At 69.7% G+C, this 13327-nt stretch carries 11 protein-coding genes and 1 pseudogene; 5 read left to right on the forward strand and 7 right to left on the reverse strand.

Translation table 11 applies throughout. The features are described from left to right. Positions 1-31 precede the first annotated feature (31 nt). Positions 32-1468 (forward strand): aspartate ammonia-lyase, encoded by a 1437-nt coding sequence (aspA, locus tag EF387_RS21035; protein WP_128378143.1) that lies wholly within the window; start codon positions 32-34, stop codon positions 1466-1468. A 178-nt stretch (positions 1469-1646) separates the two neighbouring features. On the opposite strand, the gene EF387_RS21040 is transcribed toward aspA, so the two are convergent. Continuing rightward, on the reverse strand, positions 1647-2327 hold the full coding sequence (locus tag EF387_RS21040; RefSeq protein WP_238431613.1) for an HAD family hydrolase: 681 nt from the start codon (positions 2325-2327) through the stop codon (positions 1647-1649). Between the two features lie 212 nt (positions 2328-2539). Between EF387_RS21040 and EF387_RS50050 the strand changes: the two are divergent. After that, positions 2540-2827 (forward strand): annotated as a pseudogene (locus EF387_RS50050) (hypothetical protein); the annotation flags it as partial. Between the two features lie 14 nt (positions 2828-2841). On the opposite strand, the gene EF387_RS21050 reads toward EF387_RS50050, so the two are convergent. Next, complete coding sequence (locus tag EF387_RS21050; RefSeq protein WP_162467177.1) at positions 2842-3447, reverse strand: dihydrofolate reductase family protein; 606 nt, start codon at positions 3445-3447, stop codon at positions 2842-2844. Positions 3448-4383: 936 nt separating this feature from the next. Further along, complete coding sequence (locus EF387_RS21055) at positions 4384-4671, reverse strand: hypothetical protein (protein WP_128378146.1); 288 nt, start codon at positions 4669-4671, stop codon at positions 4384-4386. 199 nt (positions 4672-4870) lie between these two features. On the opposite strand from EF387_RS21055, the gene EF387_RS21060 reads away from it, so the two are divergent. The 3 genes from EF387_RS21060 (at position 4871) to EF387_RS21070 (ending at position 8519) form a co-directional block, all read left to right on the forward strand. Then, on the forward strand, positions 4871-5803 hold the full coding sequence (locus tag EF387_RS21060; RefSeq protein WP_162467178.1) for a glutaminase: 933 nt from the start codon (positions 4871-4873) through the stop codon (positions 5801-5803). Between the two features lie 110 nt (positions 5804-5913). Beyond that, the gene (mptB, locus tag EF387_RS21065; RefSeq protein WP_128378290.1) at positions 5914-7323 is read left to right on the forward strand and encodes a polyprenol phosphomannose-dependent alpha 1,6 mannosyltransferase MptB; all 1410 of its coding nucleotides are present in this window, start codon (positions 5914-5916) and stop codon (positions 7321-7323) included. Next, positions 7320-8519, forward strand: coding sequence for a glycosyltransferase 87 family protein (locus EF387_RS21070; protein WP_128378148.1), 1200 nt, complete (start codon positions 7320-7322; stop codon positions 8517-8519). The genes mptB and EF387_RS21070 overlap by 4 nt, the downstream gene beginning before the upstream one ends. A 132-nt stretch (positions 8520-8651) precedes the next feature. Here EF387_RS21070 and EF387_RS21075 read toward each other — a convergent pair whose 3' ends face one another. The 4 genes from EF387_RS21075 to EF387_RS21090 form a co-directional block, all read right to left on the reverse strand. Beyond that, positions 8652-9857, reverse strand: coding sequence for an ROK family transcriptional regulator (locus EF387_RS21075; protein WP_128378149.1), 1206 nt, complete (start codon positions 9855-9857; stop codon positions 8652-8654). A 12-nt stretch (positions 9858-9869) separates the two neighbouring features. After that, positions 9870-11165: a sugar ABC transporter permease gene (locus EF387_RS21080; RefSeq protein WP_128378150.1), complete on the reverse strand. Its 1296-nt coding sequence runs from the start codon at positions 11163-11165 to the stop codon at positions 9870-9872. Continuing rightward, positions 11162-11938: an ATP-binding cassette domain-containing protein gene (locus EF387_RS21085; protein ID WP_128378151.1), complete on the reverse strand. Its 777-nt coding sequence runs from the start codon at positions 11936-11938 to the stop codon at positions 11162-11164. The genes EF387_RS21080 and EF387_RS21085 overlap by 4 nt, the downstream gene beginning before the upstream one ends. A gap of 129 nt (positions 11939-12067) precedes the next feature. Beyond that, positions 12068-13165: a sugar ABC transporter substrate-binding protein gene (locus EF387_RS21090; protein WP_128378152.1), complete on the reverse strand. Its 1098-nt coding sequence runs from the start codon at positions 13163-13165 to the stop codon at positions 12068-12070. Positions 13166-13327: the final 162 nt, after the last annotated feature.

Genomic DNA, 13327 nt, shown 5'->3' on the forward strand with positions numbered 1-13327 from the left:
GGCACCTACCGAAGGAAGAGCCGAAACCCTCATGACCGCCGCAGCCCACCGCAGCGAACACGACCTGCTCGGACACCGCGACGTACCCGCCGACGCGTACTGGGGAGTCCACACCCTGCGCGCCACGGAGAACTTCCCCATCACCGGGACGCCGATCTCCGCCTACCCCCACCTCATCGACGCCCTCGCCGCCGTCAAGGAGGCCGCCGCCCGCGCCAACGAGGAACTCGGCCTGCTCGCACCCGAGAAGGCGGCGGCGATCGCCCAGGCCTGCCGGGAGATCCGCGACGGCAGGCTGCACGACCAGTTCGTCGTGGACGTCATCCAGGGCGGGGCCGGGACCTCGACCAACATGAACGCCAACGAGGTCGTGGCGAACCGGGCCCTGGAGCTGCTCGGCCATGCCAAGGGCGACTACGAGCACCTGCACCCCAACGAGGACGTCAACCTCGGCCAGTCCACCAACGACGTCTATCCGACCGCCGTCAACATCGCCACGATCATCGCCGTACGGGGTCTGCTCGACGCCATGGCCGTGCTCCAGGAGGCCTTCGCCGCCAAGGCGGTGGAGTTCCGGGACGTGCTCAAGATGGGGCGTACACAACTGCAGGACGCGGTGCCCATGACCCTGGGTCAGGAGTTCTCGGCGTACGCGGTGATGCTGGAGGAGGACCGCAGCCGGCTCGCCGAGGCGGTGCTGCTGATCCACGAGATCAACCTGGGCGCCACCGCGATCGGCACCGCCCTCAACGCGCCCGCCGGATACGCGGAGTCGGCCCGCCGCCATCTCGCGGACATCACCGGACTGCCGCTGGTCACCGCGGCCAACCTGGTCGAAGCCACCCAGGACTGCGGGGCGTTCGTGCATCTGTCCGGGGTGCTGAAGCGGATCGCGGTCAAGCTCTCCAAGAGCTGCAACGACCTGCGTCTGCTGTCCTCCGGTCCGCGCGCCGGGCTGAACGAGATCAACCTGCCGCCGGTACAGGCCGGTTCGTCGATCATGCCGGGCAAGGTCAACCCGGTCATCCCCGAAGTCGTCAACCAGGTCGCCTTCGAGGTGATCGGCAACGACGTCACCATCACCATGGCCGCCGAGGCCGGACAGCTTCAGCTCAACGCCTTCGAACCGATCATCCTGCACTCCCTCTCGGAGAGCATCACCCACCTGCGCGCCGCATGCCTCACCCTCGCCGAGCGCTGTGTCGCTGGCATCACGGCCAACGCGGACGAACTGCGGGCCGCCGTGGAGAACTCCATCGGCCTGGTCACCGCACTGAACCCGCACATCGGGTACACGGCCGCGACGGACATCGCCAAGGAGGCGCTCAGCAGCGGCCGGGGCGTCGCCGAACTCGTCCTGGAGAAAGGTTTGTTGCCGGCCGACCGGCTGGAACAGCTGCTGCGTCCCGAGGTGCTCGCGGGAAGCACCGACTCGCAGCCGTCCCGTCTCAGCCCCTCCGGAGCCTGAGTCGCGGACATCGCATGTGTTACCGCAGGCGCGTTCGGGCCCGTCGAGGTGCTGCCCGCCGTGGCCTGCGTCGGCGCCTTCCGCTCCACCGAACTCACCCGGTTGCGGGCCTGGTCGGCCTTGTCCTGGATGGTGCAGCGGATCCCGCGACAGCTCATGAAGACCGTGCTGGACCGCGTCAGAGGAGATCCAGCAACTCCACGAGGGTCACGACGGAAGGCACATCCGAAGTGGCCGAGTCCCGACAGACCGCACGCCCCGCGCATCCGAGTGCGATCGCGGCGTCGACCAGGCTCGGATCGTCGTCGACGAACAGGCATTGCGCGGGCGCGAGATCCAGGGCGGCGCTGGCGTGGTGGTACATGCGCGGGTCCGGCTTTCTGCAGCCGAGCACGGGGAGATCGCATACGCCTCGAAGAACTCCCCGATCCCCAGCGCCGTGTGCCCATCGGGCAGTCCCGCCCAGGCGTCCGAGACCACCGCCATCCGCACGCCCCGAAGGCTTCAGTTCCCGCAGGGTTTCCATGACGTCCGGGTAGAGCTCCAAAATCGTGGTCGCGGGGACGTCGCGGCCCAGGTCGGCGAGGAACTGCGGCGTCGGATCCAATCCGACATGGCGGAGCATCACCCGGTGGTAGTCGTCGTAGTCGGGCGTCGAGGACGAGGCGGCGAAGAAGCTATCGCCCGCGGCGATGGCCGCCGCAAACTGTTCCGGCGTGATCGAGGGGTGGTGGGCGAGGACGGTCTCCTCGAAGTCCACCCGGGGGTTCCACCGGCCGCCGATCGGCCGGATCAGCACGCCGCCCGAGTCGAAGAGAACAGCGCGGAGATCCTCGGAAGTGGATGGTCGTGTCGTCACCCACCCAGTCTGGCGAGCAAACACTCCGCTGGTCGACCGCTTCCACCATCAGACACCGGCAACCACACCCGGCTCAGTCCGACCGACATTGCGGCCCGCTGATCACCTGGCACGATCCTCTACACCGACACGATCGGCGGGGCCCGCTCCGACGTCTGCGAGTCCTTACGGCAAGGACCTGGTGACCGGTTCCAGACCGGAACGCAGTGGGTGGTGGGCTGACCACAAAGATCCACCTCGCAGCTGATGGCCGCTGTCGGCCCCTGGCCTTCCACCTCACCGCCGGGCAGGCCGGTGACGCGCCCGCCTCCCGCGAGGTGATGAGTCGCCTGCGTGTTCCGCGCCGACGCGGACGGCCCCGCACCAGGCTGGACGCCGTCCTGGCCGACAAAGCCAACCGCTTGAAGCAGTGGCGCGGCACCACCCGCTACGAGAAGACCGCGACCGTTTACCTGGTCGGACTCCACGTAGCGGGCATCTTCCTGTGGCCTGCCCGGTGATCCGACCAAGGCGCCTAGTAGCTGTCGTAGCTGGGCTTACCGTTCGGCCGGTACACGCCGACGATCGTGCCGCCCTTCGTCGTCGAGACGCTGACCGGTTCCAGCGCAGTGGGGATCGCTCCGTTGGCGAACAGCCGCTTGCCGGTGCCGATGATCACCGGATGGATGGTCAGCCGGTACTCGTCTACGAGGCCGTGCTGCATGAGTGTCTGGGCGAGGTCGCCACTGCCCACGACGTTGATGTTGCCGCCGTCGGACGCTTTCAGCTTGCGTACGGCATCGACGATGTCGCCCTCCAGCAGCGTGGAGTTCTGCCACTCGACGGATGTCAGGGTCCGAGACGCCACGTACTTGTGCATGCTGTTCATCCGATCGGTGAACGGGTTGCCGGGATCCGCGGTCGGCCAGTACGACGCGAAGATCTCGTAGGTCTTGCGGCCGAGCAGCATCGCGTCGGAGAACTCGTACCAACCAGCGATGGCCGTGCCGACCTCGTCGTCGGCCACCGGCTTCTGCCAGCCGCCGTGCTCGAAGCCGCTCTCAGCGTCCTCGTCCGGACCGCCCGGTGCCTGCATGACGCCGTCCAGCGTCAGGAACGTGCAAACGATGATCTTGCGCATGGTGCGCTCCCTTCGTCGACGGGTAGACCGCACAACCGCCGGAAACTCATCGGCGGACTTCAGCGGCGCAGCACAGCTCTAGTAGGACTCCGTGAGGTTCGGGGCTGTTGCCGTCGGCCTTGCCGACCGGCAGCCCGGCCCGCGGCACCGAGCTGCGGGAACTGGTCCGGCGGGGCACTGGGCCACCTGCCGCGAGATCACTATCGTCGCAGGTCAGTGCGACCTCACGGAGTCCTACTAGTGCCCCGACAGGCAACGTTCGCCCCGTCGCGACGCCCGGCACTCCCCCAAGCTCTTCGAGCAGGGGGACCCCCACTCGCCGCACCGGTCGAAAGCCCAAGTACATCCAGTACGAGAGCTTCCGGCGGCACGCCGAGAGCACGCACCGGACGCCGCTGATTGACGGGCAAACGTTGCCTGCCGGGCCACTAGGGAGGCGAGGAACCGTGACCGCGAAAGCCGGCGAGAAGGCCCAGAAGACAGGCGGCTTCGCGACGGTCGACAGGGCCCCCGGAGCAAGCGGCGGCCAGCCGGGCGGTGAGATGAGAGATCGAGTACCTGCGGCATCGATTGAGGCCCGGATGTGCCCGCCGTCGGCTTGGGCATGAGCGGACAAGAGGTCCTCCGGGCCGGTGTGGTGGTCGCCTGACCGCTCGCTTGTGACGGACGGCCGTCCGGAGGATCGGCACCCAAGGGCGGCGGAACCTCAGTCCGCCGCCCCATCGCCTGTGCGGCCTTCATGCCGGCCGCGTACCGATCCGCGTACTCCTGACCCCGGCAGCCGCAAGATCGCGTACGTGATCTTGTCGGTGGCGGCCCGCAGCACCGCGGCTGATCAGCTGGTGAAACAGGGCCTGCTGCCCAGCCACACCGGCCGCGGCAGCGCCCCGGCCGGTGCGGATCAGGACTGGCTCCGGCCTGCGCCCGCGAGCCTGTTCACTTGAGGGAATCGCTTCGAGCCGACTCCTGCGGCTGCTGGTGCCACTCGTTCCAGAGGTCCGCAAGCTCGCCAAGTGCGTTGTGGGCGCGGCCGAGTTCCCAGAACAGGTAGAGGCCGGCTCCGGCGAAGGGGATCCACTGACCCCAGGAGAAGAGGAGAACCGGCATGGACAGCAAGCCGACCAGGACGAGGAATTTGACGACGATCTCGGCCATGTACGTCTGTTTGCGTTCGACGATGACATGCTCTCCGTGGCCGTGGATCCACCGCAGGCGTGATGTCATGACTGCCTCCTTGCGCTCTTGGTGGGCATCATGCCGTCCGCTCTGTGCGTGCCAGTGCGCGATGGGGGCGGATCAGGCATCGACGCGGGCAACGCGGCAGGTGCGACTACGGCGGATCCCATGCCGAAATGACCCTTCCCGTCAAACGACTGTGCAGTGTGGTTGCACCGGGTCCGAAGGCGGCGGGTTCGACGGGAGAATGGGGATCATGGGTTCGTCCTTCACCTTCCAGCCGGTGCTGGAGCGTATCGCCGCCGAGATCGAGAAGTCCCCCGGGCGCGGTCGGCCCGCCGACTACATCCCGGCGCTCGCCGCCCGCGACCCGCGCCGCTTCGGCATGGCCGTCGCGGAACCGGACGGGACCGTGTACGGGGTGGGGGACTGGCGGCAGCCGTTCTCCGCGCAGTCCATCACCAAGGCCTTCACACTCGCCCTCACCCTGGCCCGCGAAGCAGACCAGCTCTGGGAACACGTCGGCCGCGAACCATCGGGGAACCCCTTCAACTCCCTGGTGCAGCTGGAGTACGAGAACGGCATCCCGCGCAATCCCTTCATCAACGCGGGTGCCCTCGTCGTCACCGACCGCCTGCACAGCCACACCGGTGACGCGGTCGGCACCCTGCTGGACTTCCTGCGTGCCGAAAGCGGCAACCCCGGCATCACCCCCCACGAGGACGTCGCCGCCTCCGAGGCCGCCCACGGCGACCGCAACGCCGCACTCGCCCACTTCATGGCCTCCTACGGCAACATCGGCAATCCGGTGCCGGTGCTGCTGGAGCAGTACTTCCGGCAGTGTTCCATCGAGGCGTCCTGCGCCGATCTCGCCCTCGCCGGCACTTTCCTGGCCCGGCACGGCATCCGCGCCGACGGCAGCCGGCTGCTCACCCGCAGCCAGGCCAAACAGGTCAACGCGGTGATGCTGACCTGCGGGACCTACGACGCGGCGGGCGAGTTCGCCTACCGGGTGGGCCTGCCCGGCAAGAGCGGGGTCGGCGGCGGCATCGTCGCCGTCGTGCCCGGGCGCTGCACCCTGTGCGTGTGGAGCCCGGGACTCGACGAGCGCGGCAACTCGGTGGCGGGGGTCGCGGCCCTGGACCGCTTCACCACGCTGACCGGGTTGTCGGTCTTCTGAGCGGGCCCGTCCACCAACGGAAAGACGGCGGTCACCTCCCGGCCCCCGCCCCGAGAGAACCGTGTCGCCTCCCGGCCACCCGGCATTGACACGATTCCCGAGTGTTGGCCATGGGTTTCTCCGTCGATCTCCGCCGTTGTCAGTTGCTCGGGCTGGCCGGGTCCGCAGTCCTCGCGGCGGGAGGTGAGACGGCCGGAGCGCTGCCGGTCCGGGAACTCATGACCCCCTCCTCCGGACGCGGCGCACTGGGCCTGGTCGGCGTCTACTTCGGCGTGGTGCTCCTGATCGCCGCCTGGGCGCTGCTCGGACGGCTCATCAACGGCCCCCGACCGCCCGCGCCGCGTGCCCTGCTGGTGGTCCTCGGCCTGTGGGCGGCCCCGCTGCTGCTCGCACCGCCGCTGTTCAGCCGGGACGTGTACAGCTACCTCGCACAGGGCGCCATGGTCGACGCCCAGGTGGACGTCTACACACACGGCCCGGCCGTCCTCGGCGGACCGCTCGCGGACGAGGTGGCCCCCGTCTGGCAGAACACCGCGGCCCCTTACGGCCCGGTCTTCCTCTCCGTGGCCTCCGCGCTGTCCCACGTCACCAGCGCCGAACTGCCCGCCGGACTGATCGGGATGCGCCTGGTCGCGCTGGCCGGGGTGGCGCTGATGGCCGCCGCACTGCTGCGCCTCGCCCGGCACAGCTCAGTCGATCCGGCCGCGGCGCTGTGGCTCGGTGCGCTCAACCCGCTGGTGCTGCTGCACCTGGTCGCCGGCGCACACAACGACGCCCTCATGCTCGGCCTGCTGGGCGCCGGACTGGTCGCCGCACGCGGGCGCCGCCCCCTCCTCGGCGCCGTGCTGGTCACGCTCGCCGCCCTGGTCAAGGCGCCCGCCGCACTGGGCCTCCTGGCGGTGATCGCGATGCGGGCCCGCGGCCGGCGCGGTCTGCCGAAGGCGGTCCTGACGACCTCCGGCGCCGCGCTCGCCACGACGGTCGCCGCCACCGCCGTCGCCGGCACCGGGTACGGCTGGCTGGGCGCGCTCGACACCCCCGTGTCCCCGCACAACTGGTCGCTCACCAGCGTCCTCGGCCGGGCCACCGGAGCCCTGCTCAGCGAAGCGGGCAGCGACCTCGCACCGCTGGCGATCCCCCTCTGGCACGGTGCCGGTCTGGTCGCCACGGCCGCCGTCGTCCTCTTCATATGGATACGGCTGCGGCCCGCCCCCGTCTACGCGCTCGGCCTCAGCCTGGCCGCGGTGGCCGTCCTCGGCCCGGCGATCCGGCCCTGGTACGCGCTGTGGGGACTGTTCCTCATCGCCGCAGCCGCACCCAGCAGCTCCGTACGGCACCGGGTGGCCGCCGTCAGCGGGGTGCTGGCGCTCGCGGTCCTGCCCAGCGGCAGCCCGCCGGACGCGGAACAACTCGCGCTCGCCACCTCCGGCGGAGTGCTCGCACTCGTCGTGCTCTGGCAGGCCCACCAGGCCGGGCACGGGCCGCTGTTCGCCCGGGCGGAACGGGAGCGGACGGCGTGAAGCCCACCCTTCCAAGCACCCGACGCGGGCGGGTGCTCCTCGTGCTGGGCCTGGCCGCGTGCGTCGCGCTCTTCAACGCGACCGTGCCGCTGCTGCGGGACTGGTTCGACCTGCGGGTCTACTACGGGACGGTCGACGCCTGGGTGCACCACGGCGGCGGCATCTACGACTACCGGGTGCCCGGGACGACGTACGGCTTCACCTATCCGCCGTTCGCCGCCGTCCTCATGCTGCCGATGGCGCTGGTCGGGCTGCACACCGCGATCGCGGTCGCGCTGCTACTGAACATCGCCGCCGCGCTGGCCGTCGTCGCTGTCCTCGCCGGGCCGCTGCTGCGCCGGTACGGCTGGTTCGGCCTCTGTGTGGCCGCCTGTCTGCTCGCGCTGCTGGAACCGGTCCGGGACACCTTCAGCTTCGGACAGGTCAATCTGCTGCTGCTGGCGCTCGTCCTCGCCGACGCGCGACTGCTGTCGACCGGACGGGACCGCTGGGCGGGAGTGGGCATCGGGCTGGCCGCGGCGGTCAAGCTCACACCGGTGCTCTTCATCGGACTGCTGCTGCTCGCCCGGCGCCCGCGCGCCGCCGTGACGGCGACGGCCGTGGCGGCGGGCGCCACCGGACTCGCCGCCCTCGTCGCGCCGGACGCCTCCCGCTTCTACTGGACCGAGGCCCTGTGGGACACCGGCCGCATCGGACGGCTCGCCTATGTGTCGAACCAGTCGCTCCAGGGCGTCCTGGCCCGGCTCGCCGAACCCGCCCAACCGAGCCGTGCCGTCTGGGCGTTGGCGGTGCTGGTGGTCCTCGGCGTGTGGGCGTGGCGGGTGTCGCGGGCGGCGGCGGCCGACGACCTGATGGCCGCGTTCGCCCTCACCGGCGCCACCGCCTGTCTGATCAGCCCGATCACCTGGGTGCACCACCTGGTGTGGCTGCTGCCGTCACTCGCGGTGCTGGTGGACACCGGGATCCGGGAGGGCCGCCGCGGACTGCTCCGCGGCACGGCGGCGGTGTACGTGGTGCTGTGCAGCAGTTTCGTCTGGCTGTGGTTCGACGACTCCTCGGGCGTCGACGGATTCCTCGGCAGCAACACGTACGTGTGGATCACCCTCGGTCTGCTGGTGGCACTGCCGGTACGGAAGGCGCCGGAAGGAGGTGTGCCGGTGGCGCGGACGGAGCAGACGAAGGTGGTGGCGGAGTAGCCGAGCGGCCCCGTTCCGCGGAGCCTTCACCGGCGCCCCCAGTACCGCACCGCCGCGCTGGGGGCGTCGGCGAAGTCGTCACGGTGAGCGCTCCGTTCCCGAGGTCGGTGGCCCGCACAGCACGACGGACTTTCATCCGCCCGTGCGGGCCAGTGCCTCCAGCGGGCCGACCAGGACGTCGGAGAAAGCGAGTTCGGCGGCTCCGACGAGCACCGCGTCGTCGCCGAGTTCCCCGACACGCAGCCGCAGGTGCTCGCGGGAGGCAGCGAGTGCCTGGCTGTTGATGCGGCTTCGGATCTGGGCGGCCGAGCCGAGGAACACCTCGCGGAGGGTGCCACCGAATATCACGGCCCGTGGATTGAACACGTTGACCAGCGTGGCGACGCCGATGCCCAGCCAGTCGCCGACATCGTGCAGGGCGGCACGGGCACTGATGTCACCCCGGTCGGCCGCCTCGACCACGGCGCGCACGGCCTCCCGGCCGGTGGCCGACGGATCGCGCCGCGCGGCCTCCAGCAGCGCGCGTTCGCCGGCCTCGGACTCCAGGCAGCCGCGCGCCCCGCATCCGCAGGTCCTGCCGCCTCGCGGGTTGACGACCATGTGCCCGATCTCGCCGCCGTATCCGCCGTCCCCGCCCAGCAGTTGACCGTCGACGATGACGCCGCCGCCGATCCCGATGTCGCCGTGCAGATACACGAGGTCCTGACAGCCGGTTCCGGCGCCCCGCAGATGCTCCGCGAGAGCGCCGAGGTTGGCCTCGTTCTCGACCGCGACGGTCAGGCCCAGTCCCAGCCTCCGGGTGAGGAGCTCGCCGAACTCCTCGTCCTCCCAGCCGATATGGGCGGCGGAGCGGACCAGGCCGTCGGGTCGCCGCACCAGGCCGCGCACCGCGGCACCCACGCCGACGCAGAAGGTGCTCTCGGGTGCCGTGTCCACCATCTGCCGGGCGAAGCCGGCGAGGACCCCGGCCACTTCACCCGCGTCGAATCCACCGTGCGGCCAGGGTGTCTCCCGCCGGTCGAGGAAGACCCCGCCGAGACCTATCCGCGCGGCGGCCAGCCGGTCCACGCCGACGTCGAAGGCGAGAACGTACACCCGGTCCGACTCGGGCCGCACGACGAGGGACGGCCGGCCGGCCCTGCCGGTGTCCCCGGGGAGTTCCTCACGGACCAGTCCGGCCGAGGCCAACTCGCTGACCAGGCCCAGGATGGTGCTGCGGTTGAGGCCCATGCGGTCGGCCAGGACCGCTCGTGAGGTGGAGCCACCGATGTGCACATGTCGCAGCAGTGTGCCGAGATTGTGCCGGCGGATCTCCTCCTGAGAGGGACCGGCTTTCATGGTGCTCAGACCTCATCGTTGTACGGCCCGGCGACGGGACAGCGCATCCACGCCTGCGGCCACCAGCAGAACCGAACCCGTGACAGCGTACTTGACCCCCGAGCTGTAGCCCATCAGACCCATGCCGTTCTGAATCACCGCGACCACCATGCCGCCGAGTACGGCGTCCACGACTCTGCCCCGCCCGCCGAACAGACTGGTTCCGCCGATCACCGCGGCGCCGACGGCCAGCAGCAGCACATTGCTGCCGCCGGTGTTGGGGTCGACCGAGTTGCCCCGGGACGCGGCGATGATCCCGCCGACCGCGGCCAGGGACGAGCAGATGACGAACGCGGAGATACGGATTGCGGCCACGTTGATACCGGCCCGCCGTGCCGCCTCCGCGTTGCCGCCCACCGCGTAGATGTGCAGCCCGAACGAGGTGCGCTGGAGCACGAAGGTACCGGCGACCAGCAGGACGCCGATGACCGGTACCACGATCGGCACGCCCTTGAGCGAGTCGACGATGATGTTGCGGCTGCGCTCCTGGTTGAGCAGGTGGACGGCGAACGAGCCGAGCACGGCCATGGCGCCGATCCGCACCGCCAGCAGGGAGAGCGGAGCGGTGGACAGTCCGCGCCTGCGGCGGTTGCGGTCCTGCCGTAGCTGTATCGCGGCGTAGGCCGCGACGCTGACCGCGAGCAGCACCCAACCCAGCGCGGGGGAGAGGTTGTCGTTGGCGACGGCCAGGATCGTCTGGTCCCGGATGGAGATGTTGGTGCCCTCCTTCAGCAGCATCAGGACGATGCCCTGGAATCCGAGGAAGGCGGCCAGGGTGACCACGAAGGAGGGGATGCCGACCTTCGCCACCAGCAGTCCGAGCACCAGACCGATGACCGTGCCGGTGACGATCGCCGCGGCGACCGCCCCGTACCAGGGCCACCCGTGGTCGGTGAGCAGGATGGCCAGGACGGCGGCGCAGACCCCGCTGGCGTAACCGGCGGACAGGTCGATCTCACCGAGGAGGAGGACGAAGACCAGTCCCATGGCGATGGCGATGCTGCCGGCGCCCTGCGTGAGCAGGTTGGCGAAGTTCAGCTCGGACAGGAACACCGGACGCAGCGCGGCGAAGAACGCGCACAGGACGATCAGGCCGAGCACGGCCGGCAGGGCGCCCAACTCGCCGCCCCGTACCCGTTCCACATAGGTACGGGCGGCCGAGCGCAGACTCGCGGCACCGGCGGTGCCGCTCTTCGCGGGGCCGGAACCGCGCGGCTTCTCCGGCTTCTCGGGCTGGTCGGGCTTCTCGGGGACGACGGCGGCGCTCATGCGGTGGCTCCGTTGGTGTGGGCGAGGCCGAGATCCCCGCTGCGGCCTGAGGTGATCAGTTCGACGATCTGGGAGTGCGTCACGTCCGAGGCCTTGACCTCGGCGGCCATCCGGCCCAGGTAGAGGGCGGCGATCCGGTCGGACACCGCGAAGACGTCGTTCATGTTGTGCGAGATCAGGACCACGGCGAGGCCGTTGTCGGCCAGCCGCCGGACCAGTTCGAGGACCTGTGCGGTCTGGGCGACGCCGAGTGCGGCGGTCGGCTCGTCCAGGATGACCACCTTGCTGTTCCACAGCACGGCCTTGGCGATGGCCACGGTCTGCCGCTGACCACCGGACAGGCTGGAGACCTGCTGACGGATCGACTTGACGGTGCGCACCGACAGCCCTTCGAGGGTCTTGGCGGCCATCTCCTCCATCGTCGCGTCGTCGAGGACCAGTCCGCTGCGCTTCTCCCGGCCCAGGAACATGTTCTGGACGATGTCGAGGTTGTCGCAGAGCGCAAGGTCCTGGTAGACGATCTCGACGCCCATGGCGGCGGCGTCACGCGGGCTGTGCACGTGGACCCGCTCACCCTCGAACCAGTACTCGCCGCCGTCGATCGGGTGGATCCCGCCGATGCACTTGACGAGGGTGGACTTACCGGCACCGTTGTCGCCGACGAGGGCCGTCACCTCCCCCGGGTGGACGGTGAAGGACACGTCGTGCAGCACCTGCACGGGCCCGAAACTCTTGTCGATCCCGCGCAGTTGGAGGATCGGGGTGGCTGTCATGGAAGACGGCTCCTTACGGTCGTGAGTTCGCGGGCCCCGGGGAGTCGTGTGTCCCGGGGCCCGCGATCGGGCCGGTGGACCGGCGGATGGGAGTCCGGTGCGCACCGGCCGATCAGGAGGCTGGGGAGGCTAGTTGATGCCGGCCTTGGCGCACAGGTCGGCGAACTTGCCCGCGCACAGCTCTTCCTTGGTGACGAATCCGTCGGCCACGACGTCCTTGACGTTGTCCTTGTAGATGGCCACCGGGGTCTCCAGCACGGAGGCCACATCGCGGTTGCCCTCGGGGTCGTGGACGGTCGCGTTCGTCTCGCCCTTCTCACCCTTGGCGAGCGAGATGGCCAGCTTGGCGGTGGCGTCCGCCTCCTTCTTGACCGCCTTGTAGACCGTCATGCACTGGTCGCCCGCCAGGATGTTCTGCAGGCCCTGCACGGTGGCGTCCTGACCGGTGACCGGGACCTCGCCGTTGCGGTTCTGCTTGCGCAGGACGGCGATGGCCGCGTTGCCGAGACCGTCGTTGGCGGCGAGCACCCCGCCGATCTTCGGCTCGCTGGTGAGCATCTGCTCGAAGATGGTGCCGGCCTGGGCGTTGTCCCAGTCGGGGACGGACTGGTCCGGACCCTTGACGTATTCGCCCGACTTGTACTTCGGGTCGAGGACCCCGTTGTAGCCCTTGGCGAAGAGGGTGGCGTTGTTGTCGGTCGGAGAGCCGTTGAGCGTAGCGACGATGGGCTTCTTGGCCTTCATGTCACTCAGGCACTTGCTGAGGCCCTCGCCCTGCAGCTTGCCGACCGCGGTGTTGTCGAAGCTCACGTAGTACTGGGCGGAGCCGCCGAGGGTGAGGCGGTCGTAGTCGATCGTGGCGACGCCCTGCGACTTGGCCTTGTCCAGGACGGCCTTGCCGGTGCCGCTGTCCAGGTTCACGATCACCAGGACGTTCACCCCACTGGTGATCATCTGGTCGGCGATGGTCTGGAACTGCTGCTTGTCGCCCTGCGCGTTCTGGATGTCGTACTCGACACCCGCCGCCTTGAACGCCTCGGAGAGGTACTTGCGGTCCGCCGTCTCCCAGCGTGCCGACGACTTGCTGTCCGGGAGGATCACGCCGATCTTCGGCTTCGCGTCCGAGCCGGAGCCGGTCCCGCTGCTGCTCGACGAGGAGTCGCCGCAGGCGCTGAGCGAGCTGACCAGTGCTATCGCGGTGGCGGTGAGGAGGAGTCCCTTGCGCATGGGCAGGGTCCTTTCTGGGGTTACGGCCGGACGTCCGGACGCACGAGGGTGTTGAGGGAGGCGAAGAAGTGCGCTCTTGGTGGAATTGCCGGTTCTCGGGTGATCCGCCCGGCTGAATGTTGTGAGCGGGAACTTACGATGCCCTCACGCCCGTGCGCCAGA

It is taken from the genome of Streptomyces cavernae (genome assembly GCF_004023625.1).
In the GTDB taxonomy this organism is placed as follows: domain Bacteria; phylum Actinomycetota; class Actinomycetes; order Streptomycetales; family Streptomycetaceae; genus Streptomyces; species Streptomyces cavernae.